This window comes from Mycobacterium syngnathidarum (genome assembly GCF_001942625.1).
Taxonomy (GTDB): domain Bacteria; phylum Actinomycetota; class Actinomycetes; order Mycobacteriales; family Mycobacteriaceae; genus Mycobacterium; species Mycobacterium syngnathidarum.
In genome coordinates, this window is the sequence record NZ_MLCL01000001.1 from 173,920 (window position 1) to 199,965 (window position 26,046).

At 66.5% G+C, this 26,046-nt stretch carries 12 protein-coding genes and 1 pseudogene; 3 read left to right on the plus strand and 10 right to left on the minus strand.

Annotated elements, in window-relative coordinates:
• Positions 1-32: 32 nt before the first annotated feature.
• The 3 genes from BKG60_RS00920 to BKG60_RS32655 are packed head-to-tail and all read left to right on the plus strand — an operon-like array spanning position 33 to position 3,156.
• Positions 33-986, plus strand: coding sequence for a 3-oxoacyl-[acyl-carrier-protein] synthase III C-terminal domain-containing protein (locus BKG60_RS00920; RefSeq protein ID WP_165617743.1), 954 nt, complete (start codon positions 33-35; stop codon positions 984-986).
• Positions 987-1,025: 39 nt separating this feature from the next.
• Positions 1,026-1,346 (plus strand): hypothetical protein, encoded by a 321-nt coding sequence (locus tag BKG60_RS00925; protein ID WP_070943795.1) that lies wholly within the window; start codon positions 1,026-1,028, stop codon positions 1,344-1,346.
• Positions 1,347-1,377: 31 nt separating this feature from the next.
• A complete protein-coding gene (locus BKG60_RS32655; RefSeq protein WP_075908998.1) occupies positions 1,378-3,156 on the plus strand; it encodes a hypothetical protein in 1,779 nt (592 codons plus the stop codon).
• Between the two features lie 4 nt (positions 3,157-3,160).
• On the opposite strand, the gene BKG60_RS00935 is transcribed toward BKG60_RS32655, so the two are convergent.
• The 10 genes and pseudogenes from BKG60_RS00935 to BKG60_RS00980 all read right to left on the minus strand — a co-directional run.
• Positions 3,161-3,457 (minus strand): WXG100 family type VII secretion target, encoded by a 297-nt coding sequence (locus BKG60_RS00935; protein ID WP_070943793.1) that lies wholly within the window; start codon positions 3,455-3,457, stop codon positions 3,161-3,163.
• Positions 3,454-3,894 (minus strand): YbaB/EbfC family nucleoid-associated protein, encoded by a 441-nt coding sequence (locus BKG60_RS00940; protein ID WP_070943792.1) that lies wholly within the window; start codon positions 3,892-3,894, stop codon positions 3,454-3,456. Before BKG60_RS00940 ends, BKG60_RS00935 begins: the two co-directional genes overlap by 4 nt.
• 2 nt (positions 3,895-3,896) lie before the next feature.
• On the minus strand, positions 3,897-4,853 hold the full coding sequence (locus BKG60_RS00945; RefSeq protein ID WP_131823360.1) for a WXG100-like domain-containing protein: 957 nt from the start codon (positions 4,851-4,853) through the stop codon (positions 3,897-3,899).
• Between the two features lie 94 nt (positions 4,854-4,947).
• Positions 4,948-6,504, minus strand: coding sequence for a hypothetical protein (locus BKG60_RS32255; protein ID WP_075908999.1), 1,557 nt, complete (start codon positions 6,502-6,504; stop codon positions 4,948-4,950).
• A 5-nt stretch (positions 6,505-6,509) separates the two neighbouring features.
• Positions 6,510-6,746, minus strand: coding sequence for a hypothetical protein (locus tag BKG60_RS00955; protein WP_075909000.1), 237 nt, complete (start codon positions 6,744-6,746; stop codon positions 6,510-6,512).
• 2 nt (positions 6,747-6,748) lie between these two features.
• Positions 6,749-7,006 (minus strand): DUF7161 family protein, encoded by a 258-nt coding sequence (locus BKG60_RS00960; protein ID WP_070943788.1) that lies wholly within the window; start codon positions 7,004-7,006, stop codon positions 6,749-6,751.
• On the minus strand, positions 7,003-23,475 hold the full coding sequence (locus BKG60_RS31285) for an alpha/beta hydrolase (protein ID WP_075909001.1): 16,473 nt from the start codon (positions 23,473-23,475) through the stop codon (positions 7,003-7,005). Before BKG60_RS31285 ends, BKG60_RS00960 begins: the two co-directional genes overlap by 4 nt.
• Before the next feature lie 56 nt (positions 23,476-23,531).
• Complete coding sequence (locus BKG60_RS00970; RefSeq protein WP_070943786.1) at positions 23,532-23,828, minus strand: WXG100 family type VII secretion target; 297 nt, start codon at positions 23,826-23,828, stop codon at positions 23,532-23,534.
• Positions 23,829-23,832: 4 nt separating this feature from the next.
• Positions 23,833-24,297: a YbaB/EbfC family nucleoid-associated protein gene (locus BKG60_RS00975; protein WP_075909002.1), complete on the minus strand. Its 465-nt coding sequence runs from the start codon at positions 24,295-24,297 to the stop codon at positions 23,833-23,835.
• A gap of 249 nt (positions 24,298-24,546) precedes the next feature.
• A pseudogene (locus BKG60_RS00980) lies at positions 24,547-25,977 on the minus strand (MinD/ParA family ATP-binding protein); the annotation flags it as partial.
• Positions 25,978-26,046: the final 69 nt, after the last annotated feature.

Consider the following 26,046-nt stretch of genomic DNA (forward strand, 5'->3'; position numbering starts at 1 on the left):
TGCCCGAGGGCACGGACAGCGCTGGCCGCCCCATGCATCTCGCGACCGCGGCAGCGGAGATGCAGTCGGTTCACGAAATGGTGGAGGCCGCCGGGCGTCAGATCGACGGTGCCGCGCTGTCCGCGGCAGCCGAAAGCTTGGCGGCCTCATTCCATTGCGGCACCCTGTATCAGGGCGAACACTTCTGGCCGATACAGAACTCGATCCAACAGTCCGTGCTGGGCAGGACGTCCGCGGGTTCCGCGACGGAGATCCGGCAGTTCTGTTCCGGCGGCCTGTACGGCTTGATGCTTGCCGACGCGGTGCTGCAGGCAGGTTGGGCCGGCGACTACGCGATGGTGACCGGTGGCGACAGCATCTTCTACTTCGACCGGCATGAGTATGCCGCCAGCCCGGCGACCGAGGGTTCGTTGCTGGGCGACAGCGGCTTCTGCGCGCTTCTCAACCGCAATCATGGTTTCGCCCGAATCGTTTCCGTCGCGGCCCGGTCACACAATCCATCTGAAGGAATGATGCACGGGAGAGCTGACGGCGCCATCGATGATCCGACGTTCCCGACGTTGGCGGATTGGATCGACCGGTGGGAGAACTATGACCGGCGCGGGCCGGGCACGGTGAGGGACAACGCAATAGCCAGCTTTCGGGTCGCCGTCGGAACCGTGACGGAGTGCTATCAACGCGCAGGCCTGAAGCCCGATGACGTCGATTGGTTCGCCCCGTCCTTCATCGAGCCGAGCTACGTCACGGACATGCTTGCCAAACAGACTCACCTGCAACCCGCGCCAGGCCTCTACGACTTCGCAGGACAGTTCGGGCATCTGACCGTCTCAGATTTCGGCGTCAACCTCGCCTATCTGATGAACAACAAGATCGCCAAGGTGGGCGACCTGGTGCTGCTGTACGCCGCCGGTAACTTCGTCAACTCGGCAGCGGTCCTCCTTCGCGTCGAGAAAGAGGTGACCGTGCCATTCAACCTCACTGCGTGACATCGGGATCCGCATAACCGACCAGTACGGAGGAGCATCATGACCAACCCTTGGGCCGGACTCAACGCCGACACCGCGAACAAGAAACTCTACCTCGACCCGGCCGTGATCTCGACGCTCAACCGGGCGTTCGAGCCATACGAGGAAAGCCTCCAAACTCTCCAGGGGCACGCCCTCGACGAAACCACTGGTTATTTCGGGACACCGGCCAACCCACTCGCGAGTCTCGTCGAGAAACTCTTCGATGGTCGCGGCAAGCAGTTGACGGATTACGTGACCGACCAGTTGACGCAGTCGACAGCATTCATCGAGACCGCCCGGCACGCGGCGGAAGCGATGCGCTCCAACCAGAACGACTAGTTACCGCACGAACGAACGGGTTGAGGACATCATGAGCGGCTTCGGAAATTATCTCGGTGCAACGATGGGCACGAGCACCAACGAAGAGGGCCGCAGTGGTGCCGTCTATGACAACGCGTTCGTCGAGAATTCCAATTACCCCAAGCGCGCTGCCCTGATCGGCGATGACGGCGGCTTCGTCCAAGTGTCGAAGGGTCTGAGGGAAGAAAACAAGTTCGCCGAATATCAGCCCAGGAGCGAGCTTCTCGGCGACCTCGACCAGGTGTTATCCGACAACAGCACGTATCGTGAGGTCCAAGACGAACTCACGGGTCCTCAGAAGCTGAACTGGGAGGACAAAGAATTCGTCATGATGCAGGGGGAGAAGAATTCGCTCAACCCCGAGCAGATCAGCAATCTGGCCGCGAACTGGAAGACCAGTGGGGACAGCTTGAAGAAGGATTCCGAGGATTTCAAGGAGACAGTCCGCAATGAAATAGCCGGAAAATGGTCGGGTGAGAGTGCCGCGGCGGCCGAAGCGGCATCCCACCAGGTCACGGCGAGTTCGATCAATGATTTCAAGCCAGCTTCAGACGCCATAGCCAACCGGCTGACGGTGTTGAAGGAGGCGTTCGAACAAATCAAGAGAGATTTCCCGGACGATCACCCAAACGACCAGTTGCTGGACGACGGCAAGTTCAACAAGAGTGAACTCAACTCGGCCATCGATAGTTTCAATGCCAGGTACCACATCGATGGTAGTGGTTACCTGCGGAACAACGATGACGGTTACGTGACCGCGGCCGATGCCCTCAAAGAACTCGAAGAAATCAACAACTCCATCGATGCCTACCAACAAGCCGTCCAGCTGTTTAAAAACGTGTACAACCCGGCTGTGGAAGCGGCAACGCAGAACTTTCCCCAACTTCCGGCACTGCCGCCGATAACGTACGGAGATCCGACGGCCCCCGGTGGCCCGGGCGGTCCGGGCAGCCCCGGTGGTCCGGGCAGCCCCAACATACCAAGCCCCGGCGGCCCCGGAGGCCCCAGCGGCATCAAGCCTTTCGACAAATCGGCTCTCGACAAACTGAACGCCACCAAACCGACAGACCTCGACAAGCTCAAACCCATCGACCAAAAGCCGATCGACCAAAAGGATCTCACCACTGATCCGACCAAGGACGCTCTCGACAGTCTGACCGATCCCGCCAAGTCGGCAATGGATACCGCGACCAACGCCGCCAAGGACGCGATCGGCCAGGCGATGGATGCCGCCAAGAACGCCACCCAGAACCCGCTGGGGCAAGGGATGGGAGGCCCGCCCGAGGGTGTCCTCGGCCTGGGGCCCCAAGGGCTCGGCGGCGCCGGCGCCGGGGCCGGCAAGGGCGCAGGAGGTGCCGGGGGCGGAGTTCCGTTGCGCGGCATGCCGAGTGGCCTGCCGAGCAGCGCGCCCGCAACCGCCGCGGCGAAGATGCCCGCTGGGGCGGCCGGGGCCGGTGCCGGTCTCGGTGCGGGCGCGGGCAGCCCCGGAGCAGGTGCCCCGGCAGCGGGTCAGCGCGCCGGCGATCAGAACGGGAAGGGCCACCAGGTCAACAAGGCCTTGCGACGGAAGAAGAACGGCAAGGACGTCATCGGTGGCGCTGACGCGTCGGTTCCGGTGGTCGGCGCCGACGAGGAAGCCGAGCAGCAGGAGAGATCACCGGCCGACCAGGCTGAGCCCCGGCGCCGTATTCCACAGCGCGGTAACACCTGGCAGCCCGACTCGGCTGTCCAACCCGGACCGGTGCGTCCGGCCCCTGGGCAGCAGTTCACGCCGGGTCGCTCAGAGTGAGGCGTCAGGGCTTGTCTTGTTGTTCCAGGGCGTCAGCGGTGGTGTGGAGGCCGTCGGCGTAGTAGTCGAGCAGGTCGGTCTTCGCGGTGATCGACCCATCGACCCAATCCAACTGCGCTTTATAGCCTTTCGCCCCGTCGGCGAACTGCTTGCCGATCTTGTCGTGCCCCCAGGCTTCGCCTTCTCCGGCGAGCATCTGCATCAGCGCTGAATGCACTGCTTTCATGTCGTTGCTGACGTAGGCGAGGTACCGCGCAGTCCCTCGTAGGTCAGCGGGCGTGATGCCGAGCGGTACGGTCATCGCGCACTCCTCACGGTGGGGAAGTCGTCGGGTTCGTCGTGGCCCTGCGGGCCCGCCACCCGGGTCGACAGCAGATCTCTGATGTCGGGAGCACCCTCGACGATGTCGGACAGCGAAGGCATCTGCTCACGCCGCTGGGCCAGTGGGGCTAGTAATTCCGCCACCTGCTGTTCGATGTCGCGGGCGGCATCCTGGGCCGCGTCGGTGATGTGTCGTCCGAGATCGGCCAGATCGTGGTCGTCCAAATAGGTTTCGCTGACCGCCGTGTGGATGACGACGCCGTCGCAGTCCACGGTTACCGTGACAGTGCCATCAGCACGAGTGGCCGCCGAGGACAGAGCTGACCGCTGCGCCTCGACCACGGCGAGATCGGCGAACTGTTCCTGAACGAGTGCCAGCGCATCGATGAGTTCATGCCGTGCCGCATCGTTGTCCATGTCTAGTCCCCGTCTCCCCCGCTACTCGCCGCCGAAGCACCGCCCCCGTCTGCTGTCGCAGCCTTGGTGCTGTGTGCCGCGGCTCGGCCCCGCACTCCGCCGGTGACGGCGGTGGGCACCGATCCGAGGACGGAAACCGGGTCGATCTCGCCGCCGGTGGCCAGTGCTCCGGTCACCTTCTTGGACATGCCGGCGACGTATCCGACGGCCGCACCCTTGACGGCCGAAACGCCCAGTGCGCGCTGGCCATAAATGCTGACCGTGCCCTGGGCGGCACCGCCGACGGAGTTGGCCACGGCGACGGTTCCCAGCCGGTTCCAGTCGTACCCGTTCTGATGACCTTTGGATTGCTGGATGTTCTGGATGAACAGTTCCTGCCCGAGGGCTTCGGCCGCCTCGACTCCGGATTTCTTGATGATCCGGTGCACGGTTGTCTTCGTCATCGCCTTGCCGAGGTCGGTCATGACGTCCTTCATCAGCACCATCACCATGCGCTGGATCGCCGCGGACGTGCTCACTTCGATGAGCGGGATCTGGGCCGCCGATGCGCCGAAGGTCACCGAGGTTTGAGCCAGTGCCCAGGTGATCTCGAACGCCGCGATGGCCAGCGATGTCAGAATCTGCAACTTCGTGTATTCGATGTTCTTGCCGGTACTCTCGGCGAGCTCACCGAGCGCCGCCATGGCATCGGCGAGTTTGTCGACGGTGGCGTCACCGTCGAACAGCAACGCGAACTGCTGGTCGGCGGTACCTGCGGTGACGCCCTGCAGGACGGCACTGGTGCTGGCCCGCATCCGATTCAGTTCGGGGATGAGATCTCTCAACTGTTCGGCGCGGTCACCCCATTCACCGCCGATGCGGAACATGGCGTCTTCGTCGCCCTTCGGCCATTGCGATCCGACCAGGTACGACACCCATTGCAGGGGGCCGGGGATCTGCAGGGTCACCCGATCCCCCATCGGTGAAACATTCTATGCAGCATCGCAATTCACGCTATTGCGCGCTACCGCAGACCGCCATGCCAGACGGCCTTGTTCGCCGAGAGTTCAGCTGCTATTGAGCCAACAGTCCCGCCAGGCTCAGCTGGTTGGCCGCGGTATAGACCTGTGCGTCGTCACGATCGCCGAATACTGCCGCGACGTCGTCGACCGTGGCGGTGCGCTCGGTGGCGACCTCCAACAGGGCCCGGCAGCGATCCACCGTGCCAGGCCCGGTCTGGGTTGCCATTGCGGTGACCGTGGCGTCGGGACTCCAGATGTCTGGCACGGTCAGATCGAGTTCGCCGGAAGTGTCGGTGCCGCCGCGATACCACTGACCGTTGGCCCACCAGTAGCAGAAACTCAGCAGCCCATTCCGATTTCGGGTGTTCAGCACCGAGTCGTTGACCCATGCGGGCGCTCCCCCGTAGAGATCGGGCAGTGGGCCACCGCCGTTGTAGGCAGCCTCGAGCAACTCGGAATTCCATTTCCCGCCGGAGAGCACGGCGCGGTCGCCAGGAAGCAGAAACAGAGTCGACCCGCTGCGGGCATCGCTCTCGAACCAGGCGTAGCCGGGGTAGATCCGTGGACCCCAACCCGATCCGACGCCGGCATAGGCGGCCGAGAGCACCGCCCAGCGGGCCAACAGGTCGGAAAGCGGCGGGATCTGGTCGGTGACCACAGCAGTGCGGCCGGCGGCCTGGTCCGCGGCCGCCGCGTCAGCAGCCCGAGCGGCGTCGCGTCCCTGGGCGTCGGGCCCGGCGGTGTAGCCGGCCAACCACACCGGCACCTGCCTGCGCGGATAGGTGTCGAGATCGTTGCGGTAATGCTCGGCCGCCACGATCTGGTCGTCCGGGAACGGCTCGTCACCGTAGTCGTAGTCGACGGTTGCCTGGCCGGTGTTGGTTACGTTCAACAGCAGCCGCCACCACGGCCCGGCACCCATGCGGGCCGAGACCTCTCGGTGTTGGCGCACCAGGTCGGCGATCGACTGCGGCACCGGGACCAGGCCGGTACGGTCCTGGGCCCAGAATTGCAGTTGGGCTATCTGGGAGGTGACGGTGAAGGCGAACACCGCGGAGAACTCGTCCCACCCTTCCGGGCCGAGCTGAGCCAGCTGCTGCACGATCGCGTCGATGAGCCGGGAAGCCTCCTCGGCGGCCGCGGCATCCGCGCTGCTCGGCGCGTCGACCGGTGCGGGCGGCTCATCGACGATGGTGAAGTCGGCTACCGCCGACGGGTCCTCCGCGGCCGCGAGCCGGAACTGCTTCTCGAACTCTGCCATGAAGGCCGCTTCGTCGGAGACCTCACCGTTCGATTGCGCTGCACCGTTGGGGGCCGCGACACCACTGGGCCGGGGCGCGGGCTCCTGAGCGCTGAACTCGTCGCGCGCCTGCTGAGGCGGAACCGACGACGACACCTCTTCGATGCGGCCGGAGTCGCCCACCAGGAAGATCGACCGACCGACCGGGATGTCCAGGAACGCCATCGGATCACTGTCGTCGACCTCGACCGGTGCGTACACGCTCCAGCCCCTGTCGAAGCGATCGGCCGCCAGGCCGGCGGTCGGGTAGTCGAGTCCACGCGACCTGATCCAGTCTGCGACCAACGAGATTGCCTGTGCCGCCTCCATCGCGTCTACCTTCCCGTGTTCTTCTGCTCGGCTTCGATCACATCGGCGAGCGCAGCGCGCTCGGCCTGGTGTTTGGCCAGTAGGGCTGCGCTGAATGCCGTCCACTCGGCATCCTGTTCCGGAGTCATCTGCGCACCGTTGACCTCGGATTCGATGTCGGGATGAGCTTCGTGGAACTGCGTGAACAGCGCACTCATCTCCCGGCTGTGCCTGCGGTTGAGCTCGATTCTTCGTGGGTCCATGCCTACTCCCCACCCTCCTGACATAGCGCCAGCTGGTCGAACACTACGAGGGCGACCCGATCGGGATCGTCGACCGGATGCACCCGCAGGGTGTGATGCGGGTTCGGGGTGTCATCCACGATCACAACGGTTTTGATGCCTGCGGGCAGGTTCGCCGGCCAGTCGATCTCGTCGGTGGGCTCGTCGACGAGGACGTGCGCGCGCTTACCGCGCAGCCCGGACTGGTCGTAGCGCAGCGGTGTGCGCTTCTGGCTGGTCATGTGCTGTCCTCTTCCTGATCCTGATCCGGTCTGCCGTCATCGGGCCCCCGCATGGGCGGCAGATCGGGCGGGTTCTCCGGATCGATACCGAGATCTGCGTTCACACTGCCACGGCTGCGGGTGGAGCTGGCAATGATGGCCTCATAGATCTCATCGCCGACACGTCCCTTGGCGCGGTTTCGTTCCACGAGGTCCTCGAACGTCGGATTCTGTTCGTTCTCGTTCAGCCAGTCGGCGGTCGCGCGGTCTGCCATCAGGGACCGAGTCCAGCTGCGGATCGTCGCTCGCATCCCGTACATGGTCCTGGCCCGTTCCTCGACGCTCACTCCGTCGCGCAGAAGTTGGTCCCGCAGTTCCCGCATCCGCAGCTCGTAGTTGGTGTAGACGGTGCGGGTCTCCTCGTTGGTCAAGGTTCCCGCCGAATAGTGACTGTGGGTGGCGGCGTCGATGATGGCGTTGTACACGTCGTCACCGGCAAGGCCCTTGCGTTCGTACCGGGAGACGAGGTCTTCGAAGCTGGGGTTGCTCTCGTTGGCCGACATCCAGTCCGCGGCGGAGCGGTTCTCCATCAGTTCGCGCGTCCAGGACCGCAACGAGCTTCGCAGGCCGGACAGCGTCCTGGCCCGCTCCTCGGCGCTGAGGCCGTCGCGGATCATCTGCTCGTTGAGTGCGCGCAGGCCGAGTTCGAATTGCGAGTACACCGCGCCGGTCTCGATGTCGGACAGGCTGCCCGGTTCGAGCCGGCTGTGGGTGGCGCTGTCGATGATGGCCTCGAAGGCGGCGTCACCGACGAGCCCGCTCTCCTCGCGACGGTCGACCAGGTCGGCGAACGTCGGGTTGGTCGTGTTGGCCGACAACCACTCGGCCGCAACGCGGTTTTCCATCAACTCATATGCCCGAGCCCGCAAGGCGTTTCGAAGCTCAGTCAACTGCCTGGCACGGTCTTCGGCGCTGACACCTTCGCGGGTGAGTTGTTCGTTGAGCTCGCGCATCCGGAGTTCGCCATCGCTGAACAACGTGATGGCCTCGGATGTCGACAGCGTGCCCGGCTGATGGTCGGGCAGACCGAGGCGGCCGAGCGGATCCACGACGTCCGTGGAAGTGCCCAACCGCAGCGGGACGTCGTCAGCCGGATATCCCGTGTCGTGGTCGACCTCGACGTGGCCCGCCGGGCCGGGCAGATACTTCACGTAGTAGAGCGAGGTGTCGTCGAGCAGTTGGCGGCCGAGTGTCGGTTCGGCGATGGTGGCCAGCAGCGCGAGCTCGATCGGCTCGGGCAACCGCGGGTGATCGACTTCGAGTCGTGTCACGATCTCGTCGAGCACCGCCTGAGCCTCGGGACTGACCTCGTCACGCAGTTGGCGCACGGCTTCTTTGACACCGTCGAGTGACTCTTGCAAGAGATCCGGGTCGGGATTCCAGGTGAACCCCCTACGCGCCCATGCATTGCTGCCCTGCTCGTCGGACATCAACTCGATGCGGTCGACACCTGATCGCACGTAGTACTGCTCGAGTTCCGACACGAGCGCTTTCGAGAAACCTTTTCCGCGGTAGTCGGTGTTCGTGATTTCCACGAGGATGTTCTCGACCACGAGGTTGCCGTCGCCGTCGCGATAGAAGTGCCGCGTGATGAGGCCGATTTCGGTGTCGCCGCTGCGGATCGTGCCATGAAGATCGAAACCCCGGCCGTCGAAGTTCGGTGCGGCTTCGAACTCGACCTGGTATGGCCCATACCTTCCGGACAGGTCCATCGCGAGCCGGCGGGCCGGTCCCAGGTCGGTGCTGTCCACTGCCTCGCCGAGCGGGTCGGCACAGCGCGTGTCCACACGTCGCGTGGCGGGATCCTCAGCTCGGTAGTCCTGTTGTGCCATCGCATCGGCAGCCCCGAGATACTTGACCCCGCTCCAGTGCGTCCCGGTCAGCAGGTCGCGCCCGAGGTGCGGTTCCTCGACCGTGGCCAATGCCGCGATGTCGATCGGCTCGGGAAGATCCGCCCGCCGAGGATCCAGCCGCCGCACAATCTCATCGAGGACCGCTCTCCCCTCGGCGCTGACCTCGGCGCGCAGCCGCACGGCAGACTGCTTGACGTCCTCGACAGATGCCCGCAACTTCTCCGGGTCAGGGTTCCAGGTGAAGCCCTGGCGCGCCCAGGCGTAGCCGCCGTCTTGTTCGGTGCGCAGCTCGATGCGGTCGACGCCCGATGCTACGTAATAACTTTCCAGCTGGGCTCGTACGGCTTTCGAAAAGCCCCGGCCACGAAAGTCCTGGTCAGGAATCTCGATCACGTTCTGATGCACAACCAGATTTCCCGCGCTGTCTCGGACGTAGGTCTGCTGTATGAACCCGACTTCGTCATCGCCGTTGAGGATCAGGCCGCCGACGATGACCTCGCCACTGCGGTCGTCGGCGATCGCCCGGAACATCTCGACCCGGTATGGGCCGTAAACGCCGGACAGATCCGCGGCCAGTTGCCGCACCTGTGCGGTGTCGAGGTTGTCGACGACCTGCCCCAATGGTTGTGCATAGCGGGCATCGACACGACGGGTGGTCGTGTCCTGGTCGCGGTAATTCTGTTGTCTTGCCCCGAAATCGGAGCCACCCGGAGGGCCCTTGACATCGCCGACGGCATCGGCAGCCTGAAGCGAGATCTGCAGCGGCACATCATCGCTGAGCCGGTCCACCGGGTCGCCGTTGTGGTCGAGGTAGCCGACGGCGACGCGGTCCACCGCGGCCTCGCCCCAGTACGGTGGCCACGGCGAGTATTCCCTGGTCTTCGGGTCGTAGAGCTGCACCCGCGTGCCATCGGTCACCGCGAGGTAGGCGTGCCCGCCCTGACGGCTGCCGTCAGCTGCCCAGCGGGACACCACGATTGCCGACGACCGAGCCGGCCGGCCCAGCAGCTCGGTCTCGATGTCGTCGTAGGTGGCGAACTGGGAGCGGGACTGCGCCGCCTGGAACAGTGCCCAGGCCGGTACCCCGGTGCGCGAGGGCGCGATGCGAATGTCGAAGGGTCTGCGGTAGATCGTCGACAACTCGCCGGCCACGCCGTAGGCGCAGTTGTCGTCGGCCGGGCGCGAAGCGGAGTCGCGCCCGAACAAGTTCTGTAGCCACCCCTTCAGACCGCTGCGGGCCGGAGCAACCGACTCCGGGTCCAGGTATTTGACGTAGTGCACGGCGTTGGTGTGTTTCCCAGCGGCGCCGTCCAGCAGTCGTTGGCCCAGATCCGGTTCCTCGCGAGTGGCGAGGTTCGCCAGATCGATGGGCTCCGGCAGCCGTGGATTGCCCGGATCTAGCTGTTGCACAACCCGATCGAGAATATCCTTGGCTTCCTCGCTGACGGACTCACGCAGCTTGCCGGCCGACATCTTCACCCGGTCGAGCGATTCCTGCAGCTGACGCGGCCTGGGGTCCCAGGCGTAACCTCGCCTGGCGAAGGCGAAGCTGCCCTTGTCGTGGGTGGTCAGCTCGATCCGGTCGAAGCCGGAGCGCACATACAGACGTTCCAGCTCGTAGGTCACGGCCTTGGAGAACCCTTGGCCGCGCATCTGCTTGTCATCGATGTGCAGGCCGGTGTGGGCTGCGACGAGGGTGCCGTCAGGGTCCCGTGAGAACTCCCGGATGATGGTGCCGATCTTCGTGTCACCGTCGAAGATGTCGCCGGTCAGCTGGACCGAGTTGGTCAGGTTCTCGGCGGTGAACTCAATGCGGTACGGGCCGTATCGCCCGGACAGGTCCCGGGCGAGCTGGCGAACCCGGGCCCGGTCGGTGGCGTTGTCGACCACGTCACCGAGCGGTTCGGCGTAGCGGGCGTCCACGAGCCGGGTGGCCGGATCCTGCGCACGGTACTCCGCCTGGCCCTGGAGGAAGTCTGAATCACTCTGCGGGCCTTGCACATTGCCGACGGCATCGGCTGCGTCGAGCTGCAGTGGGACGTCGACGGTCATCGGGCCGACCGGATCGCCGTTGGTGCGCAGATAGCCGACGGCGGTTTGCGTCACCGCATGCCGGCCCCAGTGCGGAGGCCACGGCGAGTACTTACGGGTGTGCGGGTCGTACAGCTGCACCCGACCGTCGACCTTGACGGCCAGGTAGGCGTGACCGCCCTGCCGCCCACCGGCCCACTGCGAGGTCAGCACCGCGGCCCGCAGCGACGGATCTCCCAGCAGGGCCGCTTCGACCTCGTCGTACGTCGCGAACCGGGCATCGGATCCGATCGCCTGAAACAGCGCCCGGGCCGGCACGCCGCGGCGTGACGGCCCGACGTCGAGACCGAACTTGCGGCCTTCGAACAGCGAGGACAACTCTTCGGTGACCGTGACGGCGCAGTTGGGCGGCCGGCGCCACAGTGCATTCCAGAATCGCCGGCCCCCAACCCGATCCCCGGCGGGTTCGACCGTCCGCAGCACCGGCGCGTGCCGACTCCGGCCCAGCTCGGTGCGGTGCTGTTCAGTGGTAACGGCGTCGGTACGCCCGGCGGCGACACGACCCAGGTTTGTCGTCGCCTCCGTGTTCAGGAAATAGGTGTGGTGGGTGCCGCCGGTCGGCACGCGGTTCATGGAAGACGGCGGTTCGGCGGTGACCCGCACGGCGCCAAAGGAATCCATGGCGGGGTCGGTGCCGATACCGATCCCGAGGATGCGGCCGTTGGAGCCGGCGGTGCGCCCACCCAACGCGGTGATCACGTCGCGCGACGAGGAGGCGACGAAAACGTTGTCGGCGCCGATCCCGAACTCACCCGCGGTACGCACCGGGCCGGTCCCGGGCGAGCCGACCAGGGACACGCTGCGGACCTGCCCGGCGAATCTCCCGTTCTGACCGGCGTATCCGGTGGTGGTCGATCCGTAGGAGTAGCCGAAAACATGATTGCCGGTGAAGTGGCTGCCATCGCCGGCGAGGGTGTCCCGGGCGGTGTTGAATGCCCGGATGTCGCTGTAGAGGATGTCACCGCCGGTGCGGGCCATGCCGTGCCCCGCGGCGCGTAGGACGCTCCAACCGCTCGGGGCGTCGTAGCCGATCCAGGCGATCGAGGCCGCCGACAATCCCGGATTCTGCTGCTGCACGGCCTGCAGGTGATTCAGTGCGGTCGTGGTGTTGAAGCCGAGCAGCGCGTCCGTCGTGGTGCCGACCCCCGGCACGTGCCAGGACACCGAGTCGGCGGTGTACGGGTCGGCGCCGTAGCTGAGCACGGCGCGGCCGTCGCCGCCGAATTCTGTTGCGTCGAAAGCCAACAGCAACGGTCCGGCCACCCCGGCCTGTGCGGCGTCCACGGCAGCCTTACGCAGTGCGAGGTCGAGTTTGTCCATCCGGCGGAGGAACTTGCGCTCGGCGCTGCTCAGCCGTTCTCCGCGATCCGCCTTGGACTGGAGCGCGTCTGCCTGTTGGCGCATCTGCTGCAGGACAAGGCGGTTCGCGCGGTCACGGTCGGCCGCGTTGATGCCCTCGGCATTGCCGATGTGCTGCGGATAGGTCTCGATGACGGCGCTGCGTTGCTCGTCGGTCAGCCCGGACCACCAGCGGGCGTTGTTGGCCGCACGTGCCGAAGCCTCCTCTGCCGGCCCCCGCGGATTACGCAGTTCGTCGGGGCGCACCGGCGGTATGCGATGCGACAACGCGTCGTCTGCCACCTGCCGAACCAGGTCGTGACGAGCGGGTTCCGTTGCGGTACCGGCTTCTTGCCGGACCGCGTCGGCCTCTTGCTGGTTTGCCGGCTCCCCGAGCATGGTGTCGGTCCGGCCCGGATGATCGGTGGCGATCCAGTCCACGCCCAGATCTCGCGCGAATTGCACGTCGGCTTCGTTGTTGACCGTCCAGCAGTAGGTGGCCAGCCCTCGTGCGGCCGCTGCCCCGACAAGTTCGGGGTTGTTGCGCAGCATGTCGATCGACGGACCGATCGCGGTGGCGCCGACGATGCCGGCCAGATACCGGGCCGACGGGCCCAACAGAACGGTGGGGACGTACGGGGCGGCCATTCGGACCCGTACCAGCGCATCAGGGTAGAACGAGATGACCGCCGCCTTGACCAACTGGTCCGGCCCCGGATTCGTCAGCCCGTGCCGTTCCAGCGCGGCGACGACCTCGCGTTCGATCTTCAAGCCCTGCTGGGCAGGATGTTTGGTCTCGATGAACAATGTCACCGGACGGTCGGCGTCCTGGGCGAGCTGAATGAACTCATCGAGGGTCAGGATGCCGTGACCGTTGTAGTCGAGCGCCTGCAGCTCGGCCAGCGTCATGTCGCCGACCCGGCCGGTGCCGCTCGACGTCCGGTCCACGGTCTTGTCGTGGATCAGTACCAGCTCACCATCCTTGGTGAGCCGGACATCGCACTCGAGGGCATCCGCGCCCTGTCGCAACGCTTCGACGTACGCGGCCCGGGTCTGCTCCGGGAAGTCGTGGGAGGCGCCCCGGTGCGCGACCACCTGGGTCGCGGGACGCTCGGCGGGAGTCCGCGAGTCGGCCTGGGTGACAACGTGATTGCCGGTGAACAGTCCGGGCTCTCCCAAAGACTGCCGGGTCGCGCGGAAGGCTGCCAGTTCCTGGTGCAATGCCCCGGTGTCCGCGCCGATCCACGCGATGGCCGCCGAATCCTGCTGCCGGGTGCCTTGCAGCCCGTCGAGGGCACGGGCCGTCACGGTGCCCAGCTGGTCGATCGACCCTCGCGTGGTCTGCCACGTCACGTGCGAGGCGTGATACGGGTCGGCACCGAAGCTGATCACAGCGTGACCGCCGCCGTTGAATGCCGAGGTGTCCAAGGCGAGCACCAGTGGTGCATCGAGACCGGCGCGGGCAGCGTCGGCATCGGCCTTGCGCACCGCGAGGTCGAGCCGGTCGATGCGCTCCAGGAAGGCACGTTCTTCGCGGGTGGTCGGGCCGAACTGGTCGAGCTTGGTTCGGATGTGGTCAGCTCGTTCCCGATAATGCTGTAGTGCAGCACGATTCGCGGTGTCGCGCTCGGCGGCCGTTCTGCCGTCGATGTTTCCGTGGTCCACACCGTCGGGCATCCCCTGCACGGTGCCGATGGCAGAGGCGGCGAATTGGTTGTACCACCGCCCGCGTTTCAACGGGACACCGTTCTCGTCCAGATAACCGACGGCGGTCTGAGTTACCGCGTCCTGCCCCCAGTGCGGTGGCCAACCCGAATACTGGCGCGTGTGCGGGTCGTAGAGACGCACACGGCCGTCGACGTTGACCGCCAGGTACGCGTGGCCGACCGGCTGTCCGCCACTCCAGCGCGACGCCATCACCGCCATCGTGCCCGACGGCCTGCCCAGCAACTCCTGCTCGATCTCGGCGTACGTCGCGAAATTCGCGCTGGACCCGAACGCCTTGAACATCGCCCGCGCCGGCGTTCCGCGCCGTGAGGACACGTCGAGCTGGACCTTCCGGCCGGTGCGGGCCCGCACTTCTTCGGCCAGAACCTGGGCGCAATCGTTGCCCTGGGTCCAGCGGGGAACGCGGTTTCGGTTGTGGGTGTCGGTCGGGTGAAAGACACCGGGATCGTCGTCGAGCCGCATGACCGGCCGGGCGGCCGCGGGTTCGACAGTGCGGGAAGCGTTTCCGTCGGCGACGGTCCGGTGTGGTTCGAGGTGGACCCGCTCGGGGTGTCCGGCGGCGATACGGCCGATGTTGGTCAGTGCTTCGGTACGGACCGCATGGGTCGGAGTGACCAGCCACTGCCGCGTGCCCGGGCCATCGGTCTCCAGGAAGTCGAAATAGGCGTTGTGAGTGGTCAGGGTGTCCTTGCGGTCCATCGATGCCGGGAACTCGGCGCTGATCCGCTGCCCACCGAACGTATCCATCGCCGGATCGGTACCCAGGCCGATCCCCAGCCGGCCCCGCGAATCCGAGGTCCGACCGCCGAGTCCGGTGACGAAGTCCCGCGACGACGAGGCAACGAATACGTTGCGGGTGTCGATTCCGAAGTCACTGGCCTGCTGAAGCGGACCCGCTCCCGGTGAGCCGATCAGCGTGACAGTGCTGATGTGCGGAGCCAACCGGCCGTTCACCCCCGCGTAGGCCGTGGTGGTCGACCCGTACGAGTGCCCGAACACATGGTTGCCGGTGAACCGGCTACCGTCGCCGGTCAAAGCGTCGTGCACCGCGTTGAAGGTGCTGATGTCGGTGTACAGCATCTCGCCACCGGCGCGGGCGAGGCCCGGACGCGCCACTCGCGCCGATGCCGAATCGTTCGGCGCGTCGTATCCCAGCCAGGCAATGGACGCTGCTGCCAGCGAAGGGTTTTCGGCGCGCGTCGACTGCAGGATGTTCAACGCGCAGTGCATGATGTAGTCGAGTTTGTCCAGCTGCGAACCCAGACCCGGCACGTACCACGACACCGAATCGGCCGTGTACGGATCCACTCCAAAGCTCACCAGCGCACGGCCGTCACCGCCGAAGGCCCCCGGATCCAGTGCCAACAGCAGCGGATGTCCCACCCCGGCCTGCTGGGCCGCCACTTCCGCTCGCTGCATGGTGGTTTCGAGTCGGTTGACCCGCCGCACGAAGTCGAGCTCCTGCTTGGTGAGTTTCTCACCGGCATCGAATCTGGCCTGCACCGCCGCGGCCCGAGCGGCATAATGCCGCATCATCTCCCGGTTTGCGGTGTCACGAACAGCGGCGGGGATGCCTTCGGCGTTGCCGATCTGCTGCGGATACGCGCGGACCAACGCGTGTTGTTGTTCCTCCGACAATCCCGACCACCAGCCGGCATTGTTGCGAGCCTTGACCACCGCCTGCGGTTCCGACCCGAGCGGATGCCTCAGATCGTCGACGGACAGCGGTGGAATCCGTTGCCCCAGGGCCTGATCCGCCAGCGAGCGCGTCGCAGTCGACACCGGCTCACCCGGATGCCATCGTGGATTCCAGCGCCGAGGCTCGCCTCGGTCGATCTGGGTATCGCCGTCCAGTCGCAGCGCCCTTCCGGCGGCTGGATCCACCGTGCGCCCGTCGACAACCCGGCGGGGGCCGTCTTCGTGGTCCACCCTGTCGGTGCGGCCGGCGGCAATCCGCCCGGAGTTGGCCAGAGATTCAGAACGTACCTGTGTTCCGTCGCCCCGATCCACGAGGTGGTGGTAGTTCTTGTGAGTTCCGAACGTACCGGCGGTGTTCATCGAGCCCGGGAACTCGGCGGCCACCCGGACCGCCCCGAATTCATCCATGGCCGGATCCATGCCCAGGCCACGTCCGGCGAAGCGGCCGTTCTGCTCGGCTCGCCGCCCACCGAACCCGGTGACCGGATCCAGTGACGACGACGCGACGAACACATTGCCGTCGTCCAGCCCGAATTGGCCGGCGTGGTGCAACGGTCCGGCGCCCGGAGAGCCCAGCAGCGTCACGGTGCGGATGTCAGCCTTGAGCCGGCCGCCACGGCCCGCGTAGCTCACGGTCGTCGAACCGTAGGAGTGGCCGAAGACGTGGTTGCCGGTGAACGTGCTGCCGTCACCGGCCAGGGTGTTGCGGCCGACGTTGAACGCCCGGATGTCGTCGTAGAGGATCTCGGCACCCTGGCGCGCCAACTTCGGGCTCAGCACCCGGCCGCTGGCCATGCCGTTCGGTGCGTCATAGCCGATCCAGGCGATCGAGGTGGCCGCCAGCGTCGGGTTCTCGTGCATCGTGGACTGAACGTGGTTCAGCGCATTGTGCATATTCCCTTCGAGCTTGTCGACCGTGGTCGCGAAGCCGGGAACCAGCCACGACACCGAGTCCGCCTGATAGGGATCGGCACCGAAACTCACCACCGCGCGGCCGTCGCCACCGAACTCGAACGGGTCGAGCGAAAGCACCGTCGGGCCGCCGATTCCGGCCTGCGCTGCATTCTGGGCGGCGGCCTGCAAGGCGGCGTCCAGCCGATTCACGCGTAGCAGATTGGCGAGGTCTTTCTTTCCCGGTCGCACACCACGGTCGATCATCGACTGCACGTGCTCCTGGAAACGCTTGATGGCAAGACGATTCGCGACGTCACGGGCCACCGGCGGGATGCCTTCGGCGTTGCCGATCCGCGACGGATACGACTCGATCAATGCTTGGCGTTGATCTTCCGTCAGCCCCGACCACCACAGCGCATTCGCTTCGGCCCGCGCCGTGGCATTCCCGCCCCTGCCCAGGGGATTGACCAGGCCGTCGACAGCGACCGGCGGAATCCGCTGTGCCAAAGCCGCATCCGCGACCGCCCGGGTCGCCGCGTGCTGTGGCTGGTGACCGCTCGGGTCCGCGGACCAGTTGGGTTCGGTGACGGCCTGGTCCGGATCGACTTCGATGTCGGCATCCCGCCACCGCGGATTCCACCAGTGGCGCCCCTGGGTGTTGTTCCGTCCGGCCGCGGGTTCAACTGTCTCCCTGCGGGTTCCGAATATTCGCCCGGGCCGCTCCTGCATGGTGCGCGGGTTCTCGAGGTCGAGCCGACCGGTGTGCCCAGAAGCGATACGGCCCAGGTTCGCCAGCGATTCGGATGGGATTGCGTTCGCAGGAGTGACCAGCCACTGCCGGGTACCCGGTCCGTCGGTCTCCTGGAAGTCGAAGTACGCGTTGTGGGTCGCGGTGGTGTCCTTGCGGTCCATTGACGCCGGGAACTCCGCACGCACCCGTTGCGCGCCGAAGGTGTCCATCGCCGGATCGGTACCCAGACCCCTGCCCAGGCGGCCCATCGAGTCCGAGGTCCGCCCCCCGAGTCCGGTCACGAAATCGCGCGACGACGAGGCGACGAACACATTGCCGTCATCGAGTCCGAAATCACCGGCATGCTGCAGCGGACCCGCACCAGGCGAACCGATCAGCGTGATGGTGCTGACGTGCTCGGCCAGTCGGCCGTCGCGTCCCGCGAAACTGGTGGTCGTCGACCCGTACGAATGCCCGAAAATGTGGTTGCCGCGGAACCGGCTGCCGTCCCCGGCGAATGCGTTCCGCGCCGCGTTGAACGCACTGATGTCGGCGTGCAGGATGTCGCCGCCGGCCTCCGCCAGGGTCGAACGACCGACCCGCACAGTCCCCGAGTCGTTGGGTGCGTCATAGCCCAGCCAGGCGATCGAGGCCGCGGACAAGGTGGGGTTCTCGGCGCGCGTGGACTGCAGGATGTTCAACGCGCAGTGCATGAGGTAGTCGAGCTTGTTGATCTGAGCCCCCATGCCGGGCACGTACCACGACACCGAGTCCGCGACATACGGGTCGGCGCCGAAGCTCACCAGCACGCGCCCGTCGCCGCCGAATGCCGGCGGGTCGAACGCGAGGATCAGCGGTTCCCCCACGCCGGCCTGCGCAGCGGCCGCATCGGCCCGCTGCAGTGCACTGTCCAGGCGATTCACCCGCAGCAGGAAATCGAGTTGCGTATCGGTGGGCCGGGCGCCGGCATCGATCTGGGCCTGGATACCGGCGGCCCGGTCCAGATAGCGTTGCACCACACGGCGATTGGCGGTATCGCGATCGACCGCCGGAATACCTTCGGCATTGCCGATCTGATAAGGGTACGCCTCCAGCAGCGCGGCGCGCTGCTGGTCGTCCAATCCCGACCACCACGACGCATTGTCGCGGGCCCGGTCCGCCGCCTGGGGCTCGTCTCCCAGCGGAGTGACCAGGTCGTCGATACCCACCGGCGGGATCCGTTGTGCCAGCGCCTGGTCCGCCGCCACCTGCGCCGCCGACGGCTCGACCTCGGCCGGATGCCAGCGCGGATTCCACAGCCGCCGATCAGGAGACTGGTCGGTCTCGGTGTCGCCGTCCAGCCGCAGCGGCCGTCCGGCCGCCGGTTCCACCGTGCGCCCGTCGACCGCGCGGCGAGGCTCCTCGCGGTGAACTCTTTCGGAGTGCCCACCCGCGATCCGGCCGAAGTTGGCCAACGATTCGGTACGCACCCGCGGATCGGCGTCGCCGTCCATGTACCGGTAATAGTGTCTATGCGTTCCGACGCTGCCACCGTCGTTCATCGACGCCGGGAATTGCGCGGTAATCCGGACCGCCCCAAAGGTATCCATCGCCGGATCCACGCCGAGACCGCGGCCCAGGAACCGGCCGTTCTCGCCGCGCTCGCGTCCGCCCAATCCGGCGACCGGGTCCAGTGAGGAGGATGCGACGAACACGTTGTTTGCGCCGATACCCCACTCACTGGCCTGCTGCATCGGGCCCGCCCCCGGCGAACCCAGCAGGGTGACCGTGCGGATGTCGTTGGCCAGCCGCTGGTCCCGACCCGCGTAACTCGCGGTGGTCGAGCCGTACGAGTGCGCGAAGATGTGGTTGTCACGGAAATGGCTGCCGTCGCCGGCGACGGTGTCGCGCGACGCGTTGAACGCCCTGATGTCGCTGTACAGGATCTCGGCTCCCCGGCGAGCGAGCGCGGAGCCGGCAACTCGGGGGGTGGCCATATCGTTCGGTGCGTCATAGCCGATCCAGGTGATCGACGTCGCCGACAGCGTCGGGTTCTCCTCACGCGTCGACTGCAGGTGGTTCAGCGCAGCGCGCATGTTCCCTTCGAGCTTGTCGATCGTCGTGCCCAATCCCGGCACCAACCACGACACCGAATCCGCCTGATACGGGTCCGCACCGAAGCTCACCACCGCCCGGCCGTCGCCGCCGAAAGCCGGCGGATCGAAGGCCAGGACCAGCGGCGCATCAAGACCAGCGTCTGCCGCTTCGCGGCCCATCTGCTGCAACGAGGCATTCAACCGGTTCATCCGTAGCAGGAACTTCTGCTCCGACTTGCTCAGCTTCTCACCGCGATCGAGCTTGCTCCGCACATGATCCCGGGCGCGCTGCAAGGCAGTCCGGTTCGCGACGTCGCGGGCAGCCGGCGGAATACCCTCGGAATTTCCGATCTGGGCGGGGTACGTCTCGATCAACGCCTGGCGCTGATCCTCCGACAATCCGGACCACCAGTGCACGTTGGCCTCGGCCCGGGTTCGGGCAGCCTCGGCCTCACCCAGCGGGTTGGCCATATCGCGGGCACTGACGGGTGGATCCCGCTGCGCCAGAGCCTCATCCGCGATCTCCCGGGTGCTCTGGACCGTGGCCGGCGCCGGATCCACGGCCGGGACGTCGGTCTCGTTCGGCAAGTCGAGTTGTGCGCTGTCGGTTCCCCGATTGGCCCCGAAGGCGTCCGCCCACGGATCGACGCCGAGACTGACGTCGACGATCGGTGTTCGCCCGGCCAGAGCGGTGGGCAGGTCCCGAGCTGTGGCGGCGACGTAGACGTTGTCGGCCCCGATTCCGAACTCGCCGGCACGGCGCACCGGGCCTGCCCCTGACGAGTCGGTGAGGGTGATGGCGCGAATATCGTTGGCCAGCCGCCCATCTCGCCCGGCATAGCCGACCGCTGTCGTCCCGTAGGCGCGGGCGAAGATGTGGTTGTCGGTGAAGTGGCTACCGTCGCCGGCCCAGGTGTCGCGCGCCGCGTTGAACGACCGGATGTCGCTGTAGAGGACCGCACCGCCGTCGCGGGCGGACTGGTGTCCGGCTGCCCGCCAGCCGCTCCAGCCGCTGGGTGCGTCGTAGCCCAGCCACGCGATCGACGCTGCCGAGGATCCCGGATTCGCCTGCTGGGTAGTCTGCAGGTGGTTGAGCGCGTCGTTCATACCGGCGCCGATCGAGTCGATCGTGGTGCCTTGCCCGGGCACGTGCCACGACACCGAATCAGCTTGATACGGATCAGCGCCGAAGCTGACGATCGCCCGACCGTCACCACCGAAGGCCGAGGCATCGAAGGCCAGCACCATCGGCGGGCCGACTCCGGCGTCCTGGGCGCGGGCTTGTGCGTCGGCGAGTGCGCTGTCGATCCGGTCCAGCCGGGCCAGCATGCGGCTCTGGCTGCGGCTCAGCCGGTGACCGCTGTCCCGCCAGGAGTGCAACTGCCGGCGTTCGGCGTCGAGTTGGCGAGTGTTCGCCTCGTGGCGGGCGGTCGGCGGAATGCCCTCAGCATTACCGATGTGCTGCGGGTACGTGTCGATCAGGGCACGCTGCTCATCACCGTTCAACCCGGCCCACCAGGTGGCGTTCGCGCGGGCCCGTGCGTCGGCCGACTCCATCAACCCCAACGGGTTCCGCAGGTCACCGGCATCTACCGGAGGCACGCGCTTGGCCAGCGCCGCGTCAGCGATCTGACTCTGCGGTGTGACGTCGCGCCACTGGTCGCCCGACGGCTGTTCAGCAGTGCCCTGCACGTCGCCCACTGCGATCGCGGCGTCGAGATCATCGGGCAGCCGCCCGAGCTTGTCGACCGGAACACCTTCTGAATCAAGGAAACCGACGGCGGTCGTCGACACCGCGCTCTGCCCCCAGTACGGTGGCCAGCCCGTGCGCTCACCGCGGTGGAGCAGATAGACGTCCTTGCCGTCGAAGATCGCCACATAGGCATGCCCGCCCTGGCGCTGCCCGTCGCCGGCCCACGCCGAGGTGATGACCGCGGCCGAGCCGGGCGCCATGCTCCTAAGCCTGGCCTCGATCTGGCGGTAGGTGGCGAAATCGGCCCGGGACCCGATGGCCTGGTACAGAGCCTGCGCGGGCATTCCGGTGGACGTCGGCTCCCCGGCCACCTGGTATGGCTTGCGGAAGTGCCGAGACAGATCATCGGCCGCGTCGAGCAGGCAGTTTTGGCCGCCCTGCGGCGGACCGCCGGTGTCGGTGACCTCCGGCGTCACATTCGCCGGCGTGACGTCGGCGGCAGTGTCCTGCAGACGCGCGGCCGGCACCCCAGCAACCTGCGACTCCGATGCGGTGGACCGCGCTGCCGGAGCCTGCGGCTTGGGATCGACGGGTTTCGAATCAGGTTTTACTGCAGTCGGTTTGGCGTTCTGCTCAGGGGTTGCCGGCGTGGTGGTGACCGACGTCTGCGAGGTGGGCGCCGATGGCACGGTGCTGGTCGGCGACGGTTGGGCAGGGGCTCCGAGGGCCGGGGCCTGCTGCCCGGGCGCGTCCGGCACGGAGGTCTGCTGCGCCGGATCAGCAGGTGTCTGTGCGACGACGTCTGCGACCTGGGCGCCTTCGACATCCTGAGTGACGTCGGTCTGCCCGTCGCCGACCTGTCCCGGATCGACCGACACCGGCTCGGGGGCCACTGCAGCCTGCGGCACGTCGGTCGTCGCAACATTCGCCGCCGGACCGGCGACGTCCTGGTCCGGGCTGAGCGTGGCGGTGTGCGCGGGCTGATCCGTGGGCCCGTCAGCGGTATCGTCGGCGTCCTGCTGAGGCTCCGCCGAAGGCTGCTCGTCGGGTTCGGTCGTCGTGTCCGGTTCGGCGTCAACCTGGTTGGGCGCCTCGTCATCGACTGTCTCGTCGGAGTCCTGGCCTGTCGACTTGTCGGCCGCGCCGTGCTGTTCCCCGTTGCGGGATGCGGACTTGGAATCCGATTGCGGTGCAGTGTTATTCGTCTGCCCGGCGCCGGCGCGCCCCGGACTCGACTTGGCAGGGACGGCCGCCTGCCCCGAAGGACCGTTCTGTGGGGTTCGGTTGGTGTCGGTCTCACCGTGGTCGTCGCTGTCCTGCCGGCCGCTGTCGAGTTCGCCATCCGGTTCGTTGCCCCGCAGGCCGACGTTCGGGGGCTCGGGCCCCACCGGACCGGCCGGATTCGTCTGGTTGTTCTGCTGAGGTGTGTGGCCACCGCCGATGCCTTTCAGACCACCGATGCTGGTGCTGGTGGAACTGGCGAGGATCGCTATCGTGTCGAATTCGCCCCCGACGGACCAGGTGCCGGCCACGTTCCCCGATACCCCGGCGGAGAACATGGTGGTTCCACCCTTGAGCGCCGCGGTGAACCGGTTGCGAGCGGGCCCGAGACCGTGCGCGACCGGGACGGCGGTGATACCGCCGGCGCCACCACCGACGGTCGAGGCAATCGCGGTCTGCTTGAACCGGTCCCACCGAAACTCGGCGTGTCCGTTGTTCTTCTGGATGCCCTGGACGATCCCCTCTTGCAGCAGCCCCTGCCCCAGCTCCTCCAAGGATTCCCACCCGCCTGCCACCAGGAGCCGCTTCATCATCGTCTTGGTCAGCAGTTCGGCCATCTTCGCGCCGAGACGCCGGATCGCCCACATGACGAGCGCACGTATCCACGCGATGGTCGTTGTCTCGATGACGGGGATCGCGGCCGTCGACGCGCCGTAAGTGGGACCCGCCATGGCCAGGCTGTAGGAAATCTCAGCGGCGGCAAGCGCCAGTCCGACAATGATCGACAACTTGCTGTACTCGATCTCGGAGCTGAAATTGGTGGCGCCCTCACCCATTCCCGAGATGCCCTCGGCGAGTTTGTCCACCGTGTAATCACCGTCGAAGAGCATGGCGAACTGTCGATCCGCGGCGTCGGCGGTGTCGCCGGTCAGCACCGACATCGTTTCTCCGCGGACCCGGTTCAAGTCCGGGATGAGCTCCTGCAGCGCTTCGGCCGCAGCTTGATAGTGCTCGCCGATCCGGCGCGTGCGGGTTTCGCTGCCTTGCGGCCACTCACCGCCCGCGAGATACGACACCCATTGGAGCTCGGGTGGGATCTGAATGTCCATAAGGGAATCGGTGTGGCGACCGGCCTACACGGCGCACCACCTCATGGCGTTGACCGCTACGGCTGATCTTGCTGTTCGAAGGAGTCCGCTGAGCCCTTCAAACCGTCCGAGTAGTAATCGAGCAGATCGGTCTTGACTGCCACGGAGCCGTCGACCCAATCCTTTTGCGCCAGATATCCTTGGCCGCCTTTCGCGAAGCCGTCACCCATCTTGTCGTCGCCCCAGGCGGCACCTTCGGCAGCCAGATTCGCTTGCAGGGTGGACAGAACGTTCTTCATCCTGACACTGACATCGTTCAGGTTCCTCGAGGTTGCGCGCAGGTCAGAAGGTCCGACACCGAGCTCGTCAGCCATCGATTCAGCTCCTCACGGTGGGGAATGCGGATTCGTCCCGGTCGTCGTCGTCCGGCTCGCTCGGCTGGACGCCTGCATCGTCGGCGCCGAACACAGCTCTGGTCAGGTCGCGCAGATCGGGCGCACCGTCGGCGATGTCGGACAGCCCCGGCATCATCCGGCGCCGTTCTTCGATCGGCATCATCAGGGCAGCCGCCCGCTGCGCGACGAGTTGCGCCGCGGACTGCGCTGCCGCGGTGACGTGGCCACCGAGTTCTTCGAGTTCGTACTCTTCGAGATACGACTCGTCGATGACGGTCTCGATGACGTGGCCGCGGGCGTCGACCGTCACCTCGACCAAGCCATCGGCTTCCTCAGCACTCGCGGTGAGCTGCGCCTGCTCGCGCTGCACCGCAGCAATATCGGCCATCTGCTCGGAGACCAAGGCCAGCACCTCGGTCATCTGATGCCGGAGGGCATCGTTGCTCATTCCGGTCAGTGTTCCAGAATCGCAAAGACGCCGCCACGCCCTTTCCCGAATTCGATTACGGCTTACCGTATTTGAGGGCGCGGACAATTAGGTTTGCGAAATTGCCATCGCCGCAATGCCACTCGCACCGCAATTTGCCACTACCGCGTAGATAACCGGGGCCAACTCGACAGTCCACGTCACCCACCGATAGCTCCCACACCCGTAGCCGGCCCGGATCTTATTTGCCTCGGTCGCCGACGGCGGTGGTCAGCGGTACTGGGGCGCACCGCGCAGCCGAGGAAACTTTTCCGCCACGGCGGCTGCCAGTTCCAGGTACGCCTGTAGCGTTGCCGGGTCCAGCAGGTCGAAGTCCACGTCGGCGCCCTCGGCCAGGTGTGGATCGAACGGGATCATGTGCACCGAGCGGCACCTGGCTTCGAAGTGCTCGTAGACCTTGTCCAGCTTGAGCTTTGCCGATCCGGGTCGCGAGGCGCTGAGCACTACGTGCGCTTCGCGGACCAGCGCGGAGTGACCGTGTTGCATGAGCCAGTCCAGCGTCGCCGAGGCACTGCGCGCGGCATCGATCGCCGGCGAGCTGACCAGCACGATCGCGTGCGCGAGATCGAGCACACCGGCCATCGCGGAATGCATGATTCCGGTACCGCAGTCGGTCAGGATGATGTTGTAGTAGCGACGCAGGATGCTGATGGTGCGGCGGTAGTCCGATTCGCCGAACACCTCCGACACTGCCGGTTCCTGCTCGCTGGCCAGCACCTCCAGTCGGCTGCCCGCCATCCGGGTGTGGCTACGGACGTCGGAATAGCGCTGAATATCAGTATCCGACAAGAGATCTCGTACCGTGGATTGGCTCGACGCGTCCCTGACCCGCTCGGCCAGAGTGCCGCGGTCCGGATTGGCGTCCACCGCGATCACCCGGTCATGACGCATCATCGACAGCGCCGAGCCCAGCCCCAGCGTGGTGGTGGTCTTGCCGACACCGCCCTTGATCGACAGCACCGCGATCCGGAAGTCCCCGGCGATCGGCTGCCGGATCTGGGCCAGCAGGTCTTCGCGCTCTCGCTCTTTGCGCGATTCGCCGGGATTCAAGCGGCCGGCGCTCGCCAGATGCACAGCTCGGCGCCACCCGGAGTGGGGCGCGCTGCGGGCGCGGTTGATGATTCCGGCGTCATCGAGTGAGGGTGGCACCGGCGAATACTGCGGCGGCGGCTGGGCCATGCCCGCCGGCGGTGGCGGCAGCGGTGGCATGAAACCCGGCGGCGGAAACGGCAGCGGAGGTAGCGGCGGAGGGGGAGGTGGCGGTGGTGGCGGCGCAGGCAGCTGCGGGCCTGCCTCCGGCGGCGCGGCATGCCTTGGCGGCAGTGGCGGAATCGGGATCAAACCGGTCGGCGGCTCAGGCTCAGGCTCAGGTTCAGGTGCAGCTGCCGGCTCGGGGTTACGCTGCGGTTGCGGCTCATCGAGCTCGAATCGTTCGGCGAACTCCCTGGACCCGATCGTGCTGTGCATCTGCCACGGTGGCGGGGCGAGCCGGCGCGCCGGTGCAGCGGGAGCCGGCTCAGGAGGCGGAGACACCACGAACGCATCGGTGGTGTCGTCGGCGGGCGAGGTGGCAGTATGATTCTGCCGAGCAGTACGTTGCGCCGCAATCTGTTCCAGCAGCGCGGCAGCCCGTGCCTCCACCTCGTCCAATTCGCCAGGAGCCAAGTCGTCGAGCGATGTGGGCTCGCCGATCGGTCGGTTCTCGTCCGG